Origin of the sequence: Chromobacterium sp. IIBBL 290-4 (assembly GCF_024207115.1) — a bacterium.
GTDB lineage: Bacteria > Pseudomonadota > Gammaproteobacteria > Burkholderiales > Chromobacteriaceae > Chromobacterium.
In genome coordinates this window covers 1418569-1433298 of sequence record NZ_CP100128.1, presented here as the reverse complement: position 1 = coordinate 1433298, position 14730 = coordinate 1418569, and the positions used below count along the sequence as shown (strand labels likewise).

16 protein-coding genes are annotated in these 14730 nt (G+C 61.1%); 12 read left to right on the top strand and 4 right to left on the bottom strand.

The features are described from left to right. Positions 1 to 12: 12 nt before the first annotated feature. The 11 genes from NKT35_RS06700 to aroG all read left to right on the top strand — a co-directional run bounded on the left by NKT35_RS06700 (position 13) and on the right by aroG (position 8598). On the top strand, positions 13 to 468 hold the full coding sequence (locus tag NKT35_RS06700; protein ID WP_254300055.1) for a hypothetical protein: 456 nt from the start codon (positions 13 to 15) through the stop codon (positions 466 to 468). A 19-nt stretch (positions 469 to 487) separates the two neighbouring features. Further along, entirely contained in the window at positions 488 to 949 is a 462-nt protein-coding gene (locus tag NKT35_RS06695; protein ID WP_254300054.1) for a CYTH domain-containing protein, read from the top strand. Between the two features lie 1126 nt (positions 950 to 2075). Beyond that, positions 2076 to 2561: a hypothetical protein gene (locus tag NKT35_RS06690; RefSeq protein WP_254300052.1), complete on the top strand. Its 486-nt coding sequence runs from the start codon at positions 2076 to 2078 to the stop codon at positions 2559 to 2561. Positions 2562 to 2633: 72 nt separating this feature from the next. After that, entirely contained in the window at positions 2634 to 2801 is a 168-nt protein-coding gene (locus tag NKT35_RS06685; protein ID WP_254300051.1) for a hypothetical protein, read from the top strand. Between the two features lie 70 nt (positions 2802 to 2871). Further along, positions 2872 to 3045 (top strand): hypothetical protein, encoded by a 174-nt coding sequence (locus NKT35_RS06680; protein WP_254300050.1) that lies wholly within the window; start codon positions 2872 to 2874, stop codon positions 3043 to 3045. 884 nt (positions 3046 to 3929) lie between these two features. After that, a complete protein-coding gene (locus NKT35_RS06675) occupies positions 3930 to 4625 on the top strand; it encodes a YggS family pyridoxal phosphate-dependent enzyme (RefSeq protein WP_254300049.1) in 696 nt (231 codons plus the stop codon). Positions 4626 to 4661: 36 nt separating this feature from the next. Continuing rightward, positions 4662 to 5465, top strand: coding sequence for a pyrroline-5-carboxylate reductase (gene proC / locus NKT35_RS06670; RefSeq protein ID WP_254300048.1), 804 nt, complete (start codon positions 4662 to 4664; stop codon positions 5463 to 5465). A 9-nt stretch (positions 5466 to 5474) separates the two neighbouring features. Then, positions 5475 to 6059 (top strand): YggT family protein, encoded by a 585-nt coding sequence (locus tag NKT35_RS06665; RefSeq protein ID WP_254300046.1) that lies wholly within the window; start codon positions 5475 to 5477, stop codon positions 6057 to 6059. Between the two features lie 75 nt (positions 6060 to 6134). Then, positions 6135 to 6440, top strand: a complete 306-nt coding sequence (locus NKT35_RS06660) for a c-type cytochrome (RefSeq protein WP_254300044.1) — start codon at positions 6135 to 6137, stop codon at positions 6438 to 6440. Positions 6441 to 6978: 538 nt separating this feature from the next. Continuing rightward, positions 6979 to 7389 (top strand): RNA polymerase-binding protein DksA, encoded by a 411-nt coding sequence (dksA, locus tag NKT35_RS06655; RefSeq protein ID WP_043627703.1) that lies wholly within the window; start codon positions 6979 to 6981, stop codon positions 7387 to 7389. A 144-nt stretch (positions 7390 to 7533) separates the two neighbouring features. Further along, positions 7534 to 8598, top strand: coding sequence for a 3-deoxy-7-phosphoheptulonate synthase AroG (gene aroG / locus NKT35_RS06650; RefSeq protein WP_254300042.1), 1065 nt, complete (start codon positions 7534 to 7536; stop codon positions 8596 to 8598). Positions 8599 to 8670: 72 nt separating this feature from the next. Here aroG and NKT35_RS06645 read toward each other — a convergent pair whose 3' ends face one another. The 4 genes from NKT35_RS06645 to NKT35_RS06630 form a co-directional block, all read right to left on the bottom strand. After that, the gene (locus NKT35_RS06645; protein WP_254300040.1) at positions 8671 to 9666 is read right to left on the bottom strand and encodes an extracellular catalytic domain type 2 short-chain-length polyhydroxyalkanoate depolymerase; all 996 of its coding nucleotides are present in this window, start codon (positions 9664 to 9666) and stop codon (positions 8671 to 8673) included. 188 nt (positions 9667 to 9854) lie between these two features. Continuing rightward, positions 9855 to 10268: a carboxymuconolactone decarboxylase family protein gene (locus tag NKT35_RS06640; RefSeq protein ID WP_254300037.1), complete on the bottom strand. Its 414-nt coding sequence runs from the start codon at positions 10266 to 10268 to the stop codon at positions 9855 to 9857. A 153-nt stretch (positions 10269 to 10421) separates the two neighbouring features. Next, entirely contained in the window at positions 10422 to 11681 is a 1260-nt protein-coding gene (locus NKT35_RS06635) for a deoxyribonuclease II family protein (protein ID WP_254300034.1), read from the bottom strand. 188 nt (positions 11682 to 11869) lie between these two features. Continuing rightward, a complete protein-coding gene (locus NKT35_RS06630) occupies positions 11870 to 13891 on the bottom strand; it encodes an NADPH-dependent 2,4-dienoyl-CoA reductase (protein WP_254300032.1) in 2022 nt (673 codons plus the stop codon). A 210-nt stretch (positions 13892 to 14101) separates the two neighbouring features. Between NKT35_RS06630 and NKT35_RS06625 the strand changes: the two genes are divergently transcribed. Beyond that, on the top strand, positions 14102 to 14668 hold the full coding sequence (locus tag NKT35_RS06625; protein WP_254300029.1) for a carbonic anhydrase: 567 nt from the start codon (positions 14102 to 14104) through the stop codon (positions 14666 to 14668). Positions 14669 to 14730 lie beyond the last annotated feature (62 nt).

Genomic DNA, 14730 nt, shown 5'->3' with positions numbered 1-14730 from the left:
CGAAAGGCGCAAATGAAACCGTGGATCTTGGCCGCCGCGCTGGCTTGGCCGATTTGCAGTCTGGGCGCATCGATGGCAGCGCCTGCCCAGCCGGCCGCCCTGGCGCTGAGCGTGACCCGCGATGGCGAGACGCTGGCCCGGCTGCCTTTATGCGTCGCCGCCGGCGGCGAGTTCAGCGGAGAGGGCAAGCAGGACGACGCCGCGTTTTCCATGCGCGGCCAACTGTTGCCGCTCAAGGGCAAGCTTGCGCCCGTATTGAGCTTTCAGCTGAGCTGGCGCGACGCCGATGGCGAACGCAAGCTGGCCAGCCAACTGCAGCTGGAGGAGGCGGAACCGACCTTACTGGGCAGCTTGCCGCAGCAGGTCTACCCCTATGGCCGCGCGCCGGGGGTGGAGCCGCAAACCAGCAGTCTGAGCTTTTATCTGGAGCCGCGGAAGGCCTGTCCGCCGCCGTCGGCTCCGCAATAAGACATTTCAAGGAGGCCGCATGGCTTTGGAAATCGAGCGCCGCTTTGTCGTGAGCGGCGACGCGTGGCGCGGATTGGCGCCGGGCGTGCAGTACCGCCAGGGCTATCTGTCGGTGGAGAAAGAGCGCACCGTGCGGGTGCGGGTGGTGGGCGAGCAGGCCTGGCTGACGCTGAAGGGCAATATCAGCGAAATCAGCCGCCATGAGTTCGAATACCCGATTCCGCTGGCCGACGCGCAAACCATCATGGCCAATATGTGCCCGATGCTGGTGGACAAGCTGCGCCACCGCATCGAATACGCCGGTTTTGTCTGGGAGGTGGACGAGTTCTTCGGCGACAACGCCGGCCTGGTGTTGGCGGAGATAGAGTTGCCGGCCGAGGACACGCCTTTCGACAAGCCGGCCTGGGTGGGCGAGGAGGTGACGCTGGACGGACGCTACACCAATGCCTATCTGTCCAAGCAGCCGTATCGCAGCTGGTAGCAGGCAAGACGAAATCTTGGGTGGCTGAATGCTGAGAGCGTTTTATCCCAAGGTTTGGTTTAGAAGCCTTGGCTTGGCAGCCGCTATTTTTGTCGACAAATCACGGGTGGATTCAAGAGTCGGTCGACTTCGCTGCATATTGATGCTCGAAACGGATGCGAGCACCTGAACCCGCCATCAAAGCATAGGGTTGCTCGGCAACCGAGTGGCGGCAGCCTACTCTCGCGCGCTGGGATGGACATTTCTGCTTGAACTCCCCCCTCTGTTCCAAGTGCTTACTGGGCTGAATCGGTACGCCAAGAATGGCGGGGGCGGGTTCGCCAAAGTCCAACAGCTTGGAGCTTGGCGATGATAGATTCTGCTCAAGCTGCGCGTTGTTGGATCCTCTTTTCAATCCACGATGATGTGTCGCGCGTTCCTGCCTTGTCTTTGCACAGGGCATTCGGACGGGTTTTCTGTCTGCGGGGCAGGGGATGTTTGCTGCACATCTAAGATCCGGTTCCCGCCTGCATGATCGTGCTGGCGCAACTGCTCTGCCAGCTTATCCGCAATTGCTATCGCGCACTTCGCGCTTATTCTTCATTCCAGTTTCGTCTGTAGGCCACTCCGCTTTTCCAGAGCAAAGCTCCCTAGCGCCTATCTAAGGATAGAACGTAGTCTATTGATGGGCTGAGTTAGCTAGCCATGGCACGCCTCCGTGGAAGGCGGAGGATAATGTTTTTTGGAGTTTCTGACTGATAATTCTCTCCATCTCGGACACACTTATCTGGTATTCAGGGGTTTTATTGGGCGAATAGAGCGGGATTTAACGGATTATGGGGGGGGATGTCAGCACCTGTTGGGATATGACCACAGAAAACAGAGGGAAGTAAAAGGACATCTTGATTATATTGACTATTTCCGTTGCTGCTGGGAATATGATACATAAATGACTTTGTCATTTAATTTTCCAGGGTGTTGCCACCGATACGGGTTAAGCAGTAAATGCTCTTTTAGTGATAGGTAGTGCCTACCCTTCGCAAGTTTTAGAGGGATTCTTTTTTTAAATTTATGCTTTTGGCATATTTATTGGTTTTATCATCATGCACGTTCGTTTAAAGATGATTGCCTGAATGGATCTACCAAAATGAGAACTGATCATAGCTTATGTCCGAGCGCAGAGTTTGAGCTGAATGGAGAGGTTGTTTTTGGAATGGTCGGCGGTTCAGCTCAGGAGCGACGCGTCATTTACTTGCGGCAGGCAGTGCCTATCGAACAGGTTGATATTTCACGTTTGAATGGCATTACACCTGGCGAAGTTTTCCGGGTAGCGGGTACATGCGCAAAAGATAATTGCGCGCATCATGATGGAGATAGCCAGCAATGCTCATTGGTTAACCGGATTGTTGAAAAAGCGCCTGTTGTTACATCAGAACTGGCGTATTGCGCTATTCGCCATAGTTGTGTTTGGTGGGGGCAGCATGGCAGAAGTGCCTGTGAACGGTGTTCACAAGTGGTGTCGCGAGACTTGATGCCCAGCGAGGAGCTGGCCGAGGCCAGGATACCTCCAAATCGGCAAAATATATCTAGCGATATAAACACGCAATCTAGCGCTGTTCAGTCGGGTGGTTGAAACAAATCGAGAAATTTTATGATTTTGGCCTAAGAAGAAGGGTTCTGGGCTCTAACCTGAAGGAGAAAACTCATGAAGAAGCAAGAAAGCGCTGTTAAAGAAAATTTTGACTCGCAGTTGCTGGAGAGTCTCGAAATCGCAGGGCTGGTGCGATTGAGTGCAACAGAAGCAGAGCATGTAGCAGGTGCAGGGCGTCCAGGTGAGATCGACACAGGTTTTTTACCGGTGGAACGGAATTAAGTTACTTTGTGAAAATAAAGATGTCTTGATTTTAATTTGAGGTTATACATCCGCAAAAGGAGACATTGTGATGAAACAACAAGTTATATGCTCAGCAGAGTTTGATCAGCAGTTGCAAGCTAGCTTGGAAATAGCCAATCTCGTTCGCCTGAGCCAGCAAGAGGAAGATTTAGTAAATGGTGGTCATCCTCCGGGAAATACCATCAACAATGGGATTGTTTATAATCCAAAAAGAGATTATTGATTGGCTGGAAACATTAGCACGAAGCGTTGCATAGCAGGTATCTACCTGTTGCCTCCCAAGCAATTATCTGAGTAAACGTATCTGGAAGCTTACCCTCGTCGGCTAGGGCTTGGGTGAGCTTCTGGAAACGTTTCAGGCCAAGACAATATGATTGTCACATAGCACGAACAAGCGCATGCTGACTCTTCGCAAAGAGATTCAGCAAGTCGCAGGCCGAGCGGGCCGATCTGGCTACTCGCTATAATGTCACCATCGACATCATCCTGAAATGGGAACGTCAGCATAACGTCCTGATCTGACTCAAACGGCACTCCGGTGAAGGCCTGAGCAGGCTTATTCAGGCAGCGCACTGCGCTTGGGCTGTGCGCAATGTGGCTGCTAGGGAGTTTTCTAATGGATATCCGTGATTCTAGAGTCTTTTTGAGTTTAGATATGGCGATCAGTGTCGCTTCCCATCTTTGAGCTTTCTACTTGCCTGAGCCCCCAGCAAACCAATCCACATGGCTATGAGTTGATGTATTCCTTTTAATATCATCAGCTTGTGTCGAGTTGCGGATGAGGGCCCTTTACTATTGTCGGTCCGTGGCGTTTGTTAATAATGCATTAAGCATTTTTGGCGATATCCATTGCCGCCGTGGTGGGAGAGCAAGCATCATCAGCCTGAAGGGCTATTCATCAGTTCAAGTCGTTTCTGAAAAATGCGGATCTTGATTGGGTTTGGATATCTGTAGACGTCGCCTTTTTTCAAGGCGATTTGTGATCATGGATGCCTTTCCAATACAATTTGCAGAATATCATCAATGATCCTGAGGTATAGGCATGGAGCGAGGAGTCTTGCCCATCTCAAGGCCGAAGCGATCAACAATGGGCTGGTGAACGTAAACATGAACGATGGACTGATTCCGCGGCTGCTTGAGGTGCGGGCGCGGTTGGCGCAGGCTTGTCGCCAGGCCGGCAGGCCGGACGATGCCGCCACCCTGCTGGCGGTGAGCAAAACCTTTCCCGCCGAGGATGTGCGCGCGGCCTGGGAGGCCGGGCAGCGCGCCTTCGGCGAAAACTATGTGCAGGAACTGCAGCAGAAGAGCGAGGCCTTGGCCGATCTGGCGGTGGAGTGGCACTTCATCGGCCCGCTGCAGTCCAATAAAACCCGCATCGTCGCCGAGCGCGCGCATTGGGTGCATTCCATCGACCGTTTGAAGATCGCCGAGCGCTTGTCGGCGCAGCGCCCCGCGGACTTGCCGCCGCTGAATGTCTGCGTGCAGGTTAATGTGTCGGGCGAGGACAGCAAGAGCGGCTGCGCGCCGGCGGAGGCGGCGTCATTGGCGCGGGCGGTGGCGGCATTGCCGGGCCTGCGTTTGCGCGGCCTGATGTGTATCCCGGAACCAACCGAGGACTCAGCCAGCCTGGCATCGCAATTCGCGCTGCTGCGCCAGCTGCGCGACGGCTTGCAAGCCGAAGGCCTGGCGCTCGACACGCTGTCTATGGGCATGTCGGCGGACTTGGAGCTGGCGGTGGCCGAAGGCGCCACGCTGGTGCGGGTGGGCTCGGCCATTTTCGGCCACCGAAGCTATACCAATTGAGTTTTTAGGCGCGCAGCGACGCGTCCAGAGGACACTATGCAAATCACCTTCATCGGCGGCGGCAATATGGCCGCCGCCATCATCGGCGGACTGGCCCGCCAGGGCGGCCACCGCCTTCACGTGGTGGAGCACCAGCAGGACAAGATAGACCAGCTGGCGGCCAGCTTCGGCTGCAGCGGCGGCCAGGCGCTGCCGGAGCGTTTCGAGGCAGAGGACGTGGTGGTGCTGGCGGTGAAGCCGCAGCAACTGCGCGAGCTGTGCCTGCAACTGGCGCCGCGGCTGAATGGCGCGCTGGTGGTGTCCATCGCCGCCGGCATCCGTCTGGACGCCCTGCGCCGCTGGCTGGGCGCGGAGCGCATTGTCCGCGTGATGCCCAATACCCCGGCCATGGTCGGCAAGGGCGTATCCGGCCTGTATGCCGATGCGGCGGCGTCCGCGGCTGACCGCGAGGCGGCCGAGACCATCATGCGGGCGGCGGGCTTGACCGTGTGGTTGCGGGACGAAACCGGCATCGACGATATCACCTGCGTGTCCGGCAGCGGCCCGGCCTATGTGTTCTACTTCATCGAGAGCATGATAGAGGCCGGCGTGAAGGCCGGCTTCAGCGAAGCCCAGGCGCGCGAACTGGTGCTGGCCACCTTCGACGGCGCGGTGGAGTTGGCGCGGCAAAGCCCGCTGCCGGTGGCCACGCTGCGCCAGAACGTGATGTCCAAGGGCGGCACTACCGAGCGCGCCATCCAGCGCTTCGAGGCGGAGGGCGTCAAGGCCGCCATCGTCGCCGGCGCGATGGATTGCCGCGACCGCTCCATCGAAATGGGCCAACAACTTAGCCAGGAGTAAACCGCCATCATGTTTGTCGATACCCTGCAGTTCCTGATCAAGACCCTGTCCGGCCTGTTCGTGCTGGTGCTGCTGCTGCGGTTCTATCTGCAAGTGGCGCGCGCGCCGTTCAAGCACCCGGTGTGCCAGTTCGTGATGGCCGCCACCAATTTCCTGGTGCTGCCGGCCCGCAAGCTGGTGCCGTCGGTGCGCAATTACGATACCGCCACCATGTTGCTGGCCTGGCTGGTGTGTCTTCTGGCCAACATTCTGATGCTGCTGCTGGGCTCCTTGCCCGAGGTGTTCGCGTTTCCGCAGGTATGGGTGGCGCTGGCCTTGCTATCCTTGCTGGAGGTGTTCAAGCAATCGCTGACGCTGCTGATGGGCGCGGTCATCGTCCAGGCGGTGCTCAGCTGGGTGAACCCCTATAATCCGATCGCGCCGGTGCTGGACAGCCTGACCCGACCTTTCCTGCGGCCTTTCCGCAAGGCGGTGGTCGGCGGCGTCGATCTGTCGCCGCTGGTGCTGTTGCTGATCGTCCAGGTGATTCTGATGCTGCCGGTTCGCATGCTGGAAGCAGGATTCTTGACCCAACTCAAGGTGGTCATTCAGTAATCCGGGATATTTGTCATATTTTGACGCCGCCGGCGTTTTCGCTGGCGGCATGGTGAATCGAAACGGAGAAACAAGATGAAAAAGATCCTGCTCGCCGCGCTTGTCGCTGGCTTTGTCGCTACGCCCGCCATGGCTAATATGCAATTGGCCCAGAAATACGCCTGTACCGCGTGCCACGCCGTAGACAAGAAGATTGTCGGCCCGGCTTACAAGGATGTGGCCAAGAAATACGCCGGTCAGAAAGGCGCTGAGGCTATGTTGGTTTCCAAGGTGAAGAACGGCGGCTCCGGCGTATGGGGCCCGGTGCCGATGACCCCGCATCCGAATATCCCGGACGCCGATCTGCACGCGCTGGTGAAATGGGTGCTGAGCCAGAAATAAGCACATAAACGATCTGTATGAGGCAAGTTCGCAACACGACTTGCCTGCGAAGGCGGCCTTGGGCCGCCTTTCAGATTATGGGCGCCGCTGTGTTTGCAGCCTCCGGGCCTAAGCCTGCCGGCGAGCCCCGCGCGCCGTGAGCGGAATGATGGCTGCGCGCATGGCGCCGACGCCTGCGCGGGCCAGATCCAGCTGCGCCGGGCGAAGAATCAAAGCGCATTCAGAAGACTGATAAATCAATCGTTTAAGCGTGGCGTTTTTGATGCTGGTTCTTCAGGAATGGACTCGCGGCGCCTGGTCCGCGGCTTGAGCCGGCTACTAGCCGGCGCTGAACTTGTCGCGGAGAAAAGGGTCGAAGAAGCCGCGCCTATTCAATTTTATTCACAGGGCGGACTTGTTATCGTTGTAAATGGGGGCTATATCAATTGTTAGCGGCAGCGGGTGATTATTTGGATTCAGGTCCAAGACAGTTGCGCAAATATTGGCCCACCGGTAATCTTCTCCGCCTGTTGCCAACTCTATGCTGGAAGCACCAAATATGGCCAAGCTGACCGAACAGGATATCCTCAACTGGGAAGGCGATGATTATATGAACGCCGACCACCTTGAGTTTTTCAAGGACCGGTTGTTGCAGATGCAGCAGGAGTTGCTGGTAAACGCCAACGCTACCGCCAACCATCTGCAAGAACAGGAAGCCACGCCTGACCCGGCCGACCGGGCCACGCTGGAAGAGGAATACGCGCTGGAGCTGCGCACTCGCGACCGCGAGCGCAAGCTGCTGCAAAAGATTCAGGCCTCGATCCGCCAGATCGAGGATGGTTCCTACGGTTTCTGCGAAGACACCGGCGAGCCGATCGGCCTGAAGCGCCTGATGGCGCGTCCGACCGCCACCCTGTCGGTGGAGGCTCAGGAACGCCGCGAGCGCATGAAGCGCCAATACGCCGACTGATCCGGCGGTATTCCAAACAGAAGCGCCATAGCCGCGAGGCCGTGGCGCTTTTTGTTTGCCGTTTCGCCGCCGCAGTTGTCGGCTGCGGATAAATCCGGTTATCTTGTTGCTATGCAAAAAACAAGTTAGCCAAGGGACACCCGCATGCAACGCCAGACCGACGACGTCAGAATCCGCGAGATCAAAGAACTGCTTCCTCCGATCGCCCACCTGTACGAGCTGCCTATCAGCGAACAGGCTTCCGAGTTGATCTACAACACCCGTCGCGACATCGCGGCGCTGTTGCGCGGCGAGGACGATCGTCTGTTGGTGGTGATCGGCCCCTGTTCCATCCACGACACCGATGCCGCCATCGAATACGCGCAAAAGCTGGCGCCGCTGCGCGACGCGCTGGCGAACGAGCTGGTGGTGGTGATGCGGGTTTACTTTGAGAAGCCGCGCACCACGGTGGGCTGGAAGGGCCTGATCAACGACCCGCACCTGAACGAGTCTTACGACATCAACGCCGGCCTGCGCATCGCCCGCCGCCTGCTGCTGACGCTGAACAATCTGGGCATGCCGGCCGCGACCGAATTCCTGGACATGATCACGCCGCAATATTTCGCCGATCTGATCAGCTGGGGCGCCATCGGCGCGCGCACCACCGAAAGCCAGGTGCATCGCGAGCTGGCTTCCGGCCTGTCCTGCCCGGTGGGCTTCAAGAACGGCACCGACGGCAATCTGAAAATCGCGGTGGACGCGATCCGCTCGTCCAGCGTGCCGCACCACTTCCTGTCGGTGACCAAGACCGGCCATTCGGCCATCGTCTCCACCGGCGGCAATCCGGATTGCCACGTGATCCTGCGTGGCGGCAAGGAGCCCAACTACTCGGCTGAGCACGTGAGCGCCGCCGCCGCCGAGCTGACCGCCGTCGGCCTGCCGCACAAGCTGATGGTGGATTTCAGCCACGCCAACAGCCGCAAGGACTATCGCCGCCAGATGGAGGTCAGCGCCGATGTGGCCAGCCAGATGGCCGCCGGCGACCAGAACATCTTCGGCGTGATGGTGGAGAGCCATCTGGTGGAAGGACGCCAGGACCAGAAGCCGGGCTGCGAGCTGAAGTACGGCCAGAGCATCACCGATGGCTGCCTGGGCTGGGACGACACTGAAAAGCTGCTGAGCCAGCTGGCCGACGCGGTCAAGGCGCGTCGCGCCCGGGCCGCCGAATAAGCCGCCGCTGAGCCAAAAGCAATGCCCCGCCTTGGCGGGGCATTGTCGTTTCCAAGCGCGCCGGATGCGCGCTTAGTGGGCGGATACCAGATGGTCGGCCATCTCTTTGATCGCCTTCATCTGCGCGCCGCTCTTCCAGGCATAGGCCGGGCCGGTATAGCCGAACCAGTCCCAGCAGCCTTGCGGATTCGCGGTGGAAGTCGTGGTCTGCGGATACAGCACCAGGATATGGTTGCTGTCGGCCCAGTTGTTGTAGCCGGTGTGGGCGTAGAAGGCGTCGCCGACTTTGCCGGCGTATTGCTGGCAGCCGTGCAGCGCGATATGCACCTTGCAGGCCTCGCCCTCGGCGCAGGCGCGCGGCACATAGACAAAGCCCTCCGTCGCCAGGCTGCTGCCTGCCGGCGCGTAGCGGCTTTGATCGAAGCGGACGATCTTGCCGGTCAGCGCCTGGGATTTAGGCTGCAGCGGGCCATAGATATGCTGCAGGATCACGCCGGCCTGGTCATAGCCCTTGCCCTGCGACTCGCAATGATTGATATAGGGCGTATTGGTGACGGCGCAATCATTGCCGTAGGCCGGGGTGATCTGGGCATGGCCGGCGGGCAGGCTGCGCTCATAGGCGATCTGCTTGTCCGGCACACCGGCTTGGCGAAACCACTCCGCCGCCACATCCACCACCTGGGTTTTCACCGTGTTGTCGTTGCTGCCGCTGAACAGGTAGACGCGGCGGCTGGCCAACTTGTCCAGCGGGTCGATCTGGCCGGCGCGGGCGAACTGGCGCGCGGTGGCCAGCAAGGGGCCGACCGCGGGCGGCTGCCCGACATTCATGCATGGGCCGGCGCCGGCCAGCGTGCCCTTGGCGCAGTAATAGGGTCCGCCTGCCACCACGCCGGCGCCCACCACCGAAGCGGAATAAGCGACCTGATACTGCGCGGCCATGAAGGCGCCTGATGACAGGCCGGACACCGACGATTGCGTTTTGTCGCCGCGGAAGGCCGGCAGCGGGTCGGCGGCCAGGGCCGGCATGGCCAGTAATGCGATGATGCTGAGCAAGGTGGGGGATTTCATCCAACACTCCTCGAGATGAGGCCGGCAAGGCCGGCATTAAGGGAAACTGCGAAAGCTGTTCCAAGAGGATGGTTCAAGATGAAAATGGCAAATGGATAGGAGAATGGCAATAGGCCGTTTGGCCGGGGAGATGCCCGCCGCAGGGAAGCGGCAGGCGGATTTCAAGCGGGCCGAGGCAGGGCCTGCCGTCAGGCGTTAAGGCTCTCGCTGGCCGGCGCCGTCGCGGGCTCCGCCAATACATCCTTCAAGGCGACCAGCGCGTTGCTGACAGCTGGACCGCCGGCGTAGAAAGTCAGCTGCAGCACGGTTTCCAGAATCTGCTGACGGGTGGCGCCGACCCGCAAGGCCGCTTCGGCGTGCGCCACCAGCTGCACCAGCGCGAAGCCCTGGGTGACGCAGGCGGCGACCAGAATCAGCTCGCGGGTGGCCAGATCCAGGCCGGGACGGGTCAGGATGTGGCCGGTGGCCCAGGCGATGGTCATGTCGGCGAAATCGGGGCTGACTTCCGCCACCGCGGCTACCCGCTCGCCGCCGGTGTGGCCGCCATGCAGGCGTTCGATCAGTTCCAGGCCTTGTTGATACTGCGCGTCTTGGCGAATCATGCTTGCTCTCCTTGTGGGTCGATGCCGATGCATCTGGCATGCAGTGTCGCCAAAATCGGCGGAGAGATTAAGCCGGCGCGCGGATGAGCTGTCGAAACTCCAGGTTTGAAATGGCGAAGGCTGGCAGATGCGTTGCCTCCGCCATCCGCCGGTTTAGCGCGCGGCGGCGGTGGAGCCGCCGATCAGCTTGGCGATGGACTGGGCCAGCGCGGCGTTGGGCAGGGCGAAGAACAGCCCGCCGCGGCCGTTCTGGGCGCTGGCGCAATTGCCGGACAGCGCGCCTTCCTGATTCATGTCGCCAAAGATGGCATAAGGGGCGGCGCCGCCAGTGCTGACGCCGATTTTGGCGTGGTTGAAGTTCTTGCCCAGGCCGCCCTTCAGCGAGAAGGTCTGGCCGGCCCAGCTGCCGGAGGTGGCGATGGCCACCGGGCCCGGCGTCGGCAGGCTGCTGTCCCAGCAAGCCGGCGCGCCGGCCTGGCTAGTGCTGGGAATGGCGTAGCTTTTGCTGGCCTCCCACCAGGTGGCGGCGCGCAGCGGAATGCCGCCCAGCTCGGCGGAAACAAGCTGCCACGGCGGCACCTGCAGCGCGGATGGCTTGGCGATCAGCGTGACGCCGCTGGACAGCTGGCTGACTTGCGGAGTGGTGCTGGCCGATTGCTGGCCCAGTTGGCTGACCGCATTCTGGATGTCGGCCGGACCGCCGTTCTTGACGATCTGCGGGTTGCCCGGATCGGTCACGGCGCTGGCGTTGGCCAGGCCCTGCAGCACCGCCAGCACATCGTTGTGGCTGAGTTTCAGCGAGAAGAAGTGCTGGCTGACCTCGACGTCGTTGTCCTGCACGCAGCCCAGGGTGTTGCCGTCGCTGGTGCGCGGGTATTGCGCGCTGCCGGAGGCCGGCCACGACGGCGTGCTCACCTGCATCACCACGCCATTGCCCTGGTCGTCCCAGGCCAGCACGCCCTTGGAGTGGCCCCAGGGCGCGTTGCAGGCATTGCCGGAGCAGGAGGGAATCGCCGGATCATCGTAGAACTGGTCGTTCCACACCACGTAGTTCAGCGTGCCGTTGTAGATCTGGCTGAAGGTGGCGCCGACCGGATCGGCCGGCGTGTCGCCGACGCAGCCGCCGCCTTGGCTCAGGCTGGGCTGGCTGCTGCTGGCGTAGACGTATTGTTGGCTGAAGCTTTTGCCGCTGGTGTAGCTTTGCGGGCTGCCGCCGAACTGGCAGCTGTTCACCGGGGTCGAGCCGCCGCAGCCGGGAAAGGAAGCGGCGTTGAACTTGAAGGCGAACCACCAGTTGACCGGGTGGCTGGCGTCCAGCAGCGGCGAGGGGGCGGCGTGGGCCGCGCCTTGCAGCGCGGCTAGGCTCAGCGCGGCGGCCAGGGCGGCGCGGCGTAAAGTGGTGGGTACAGTCATGGCGTTTCTCCGTTATTTGTTATGTAGACCTATTGAACGTGCCAAATAAATGGCCGCGCGCCATGCTGATTGAATAATGTGTATGGATTGTTAAACCGCTGCTTGTGGAAACAATTGTTAATGCAATCGCGGCATGGAAATGCAAAGCCCCCGCTGGGCGGGGGCTTCAAGGCCGGATCGCGTCGAACTCAGATGGCGGCGGCCAGGCGCGAGCCCTGGTCGATGGCGCGTTTGGCGTCCAGTTCGGCCGCCACATCGGCGCCGCCTATCAGGTGCACCGGCTTGCCGGCGGCGGCCAGCGGCGCTTGCAGCTCGCGCAGCGGGTCCTGGCCGGCGCAGATCACCACATTATCCACGTCCAGCAGGCGTTGCTCGCCCTTGACGGTGATGTAGAGGCCTTCGTCGGCGATCTTGTCGTAGCTGACGCCGGACAGCATCTGCACGCGCTTCATCTGCAGGCTGGCGCGGTGGATCCAACCGGTGGTCTTGCCCAGGCCCTCGCCCACCTTGCTGGTCTTGCGTTGCAAGAGGTAGACCTCGCGCGGGCTCTTGTGCGGCTGCGGGCCTTGCGGCGCCAGGCCGCCGGCGGTGTCGCCCGTCATGTCCACGCCCCACTCGCGCATGAAGGCCTCGGTGTTCAAGGAGGTGGATTCGCCTTCGTGGGTCAGGTATTCGGCGGTGTCGAAGCCGATGCCGCCGGCGCCGATGATGGCCACCTTCTTGCCTACCGGCTTCTTGTGCTTGAGCACGTCCAGGTAGCTCAGCACCTTGGGGTGATCGACGCCGGGAATGGCCGGCAGGCGCGGCGCGATGCCGGTGGCCAGGATGACTTCGTCGAAGCCGGCCAGGTCGGCCGCGGCCACGCGGGTGTTCAGCTGCACGGCCACGCCGGTGGTTTCGAGGCGGCGCTTGAAGTAGCGCAGCGTTTCGTAGAATTCTTCCTTGCCCGGAATCTGCTTGGCCACGTTGAACTGGCCGCCGATTTCCGCAGCCGAGTCGAACAGCGTCACCGCGTGGCCGCGCTCGGCGGCGACGGTGGAGAAGGCGAGACCCGCCGGACCGGCGCCGATCACCGCCAGCTTCTTGGCCTGGGTGGCCTTGCCGTAGTTCAGCTCGGTCTCGCGGCAGGCGCGCGGGTTGACCAGACAGGAGGTCAGCTTGCCTTGGAAGATATGGTCCAGGCAGGCCTGGTTGCAGCCTATGCAGGTGTTGATCTCGTCGCCGCGGCCCTCGGCCGCCTTGTTGACGAAGTCCGGATCGGCCAGGAAGGGGCGCGCCATCGACACCATGTCGGCGCAGCCGCTGGCCAGGATGTCTTCGGCCACTTCCGGCGTGTTGATGCGGTTGGTGGTGATCAGCGGGATCTTCACCGCGCCCATCAGCTTCTTGGTCACCCAGGCGAAGCCGCCGCGCGGCACCATGGTCGCGATGGTCGGCACGCGGGCCTCGTGCCAGCCGATGCCGGTATTGATGAGGGTGGCGCCGGCCTTTTCCACTTCGCGCGCCAACTGGGCCACTTCATCCCAGCTGCTGCCGTCCTGCACCAGGTCAAGCATGGACAGGCGGTAGATGATGATGAATTCCGGGCCGGCCGCTTCGCGCACCGCCTTGACGGTTTCGATGGCGAAGCGGATGCGGTTTTCGAAGCTGCCGCCCCAGTCGTCGGTGCGCTTGTTGGTGGCGCGGGCGATGAACTGGTTGATCAGATAGCCTTCCGAACCCATCACTTCCACGCCGTCGTAGCCGGCCTGCTGGGCCAGCTTGGCGCAGCGCGCGAAGTCGGCGATGGTTTGCCACACGTCGGCGTCGGACAGCTCGCGCGGCTTGTAGAAGTTGATCGGCGCGATCAGCGGCGAGGCCGACACGCACTTTTCCTGGAAGCTGTAGCGGCCGGAGTGCAGGATCTGCAGCGCGATCTTGCCGCCTTCCGCATGCACGGCGTCGGTGACCAGCTTGTGCTGCGGCACTTCGTGCTCGTCGGACAACTGGGCCGCGCCCTCCGCCACGCAGCCTTCCGGATTGGGGCCGACGCCGCCGGTGACGATCAGCGCCACGCCGCCGCGGGCGCGCTCGGCGTAGAAGGCGGCCATTTTTTCGAAGCCGTTCGGGGATTCTTCCAGGCCGGTGTGCATCGAACCCATCAGCACGCGGTTTTTCAGCGTGGTGAAGCCCAGGTCCAGCGGGGCCAGCAGGTGCGGGTAAGCGCTCATGTTTCTTCCTCGTGTCCGTTATGTAGCGGCTCGGGCGGGGCGCGTCCAAGCCTTTGATTCGTCTGGCGATGTCAACCCTGTCGGCCAAGATACTTACTGGTAAGTAAGTTGTCAACGCAGCTGCCATGAAACCGCTTGGCATGTTGCGCCGAACGCTTCGTATAATCGCGATAGGCAGCTTGAAACTGCCATTACAAAGGAGAACAACAGATGTGCCAAGAAACGCACCACGCTCACACCGATTGCCTGACCCCGCTGCAACAGCGCCCGCTGGCCCGCCGCGGCTTCCTGAAACTGGCCGCGCTGGGCGGCGGCGTCGCGCTGCTGGGCAGCTTCGTGCCGCGCACGGCCTGGGCCGCCGGCGGCACCGACGTATTGCTGCTGTCCTGCATGGATTACCGGCTGGTCGATGAAACGGCCGCCTTCATGGATGGCCTGGGCCTGCGCGACAATTACGACCACATCGTGCTGGCCGGCGCTTCGCTGATTTCCATCACCGACAAGTTCCCGGCCTGGAACACCACTTTCTGGCAGCACCTGGGCGTGGCGATAGATTTGCACCACATCAAGAAGGTGGTGTTGCTGGATCACCGCGATTGCGGCGCTTACAAGGTGGTGTTCGGCGAGGACTTCGCCAAGGATCCGGCCAAGGAGACGGCCATCCACGCCAAGGCGCTGACGGCGCTAAGGCTGGCCATCCAGGCCAAGCATCCGCAGCTGGCGGTGGACACCTATCTGATGGCGCTGGACGGCAAGACGGAAGCGATTCCGGCCTGATCAATCCGGATGCGGGCTTAGCCCTGCTTGGCAGAGTTGCAGCACTCAGCCCGCCTGACGGC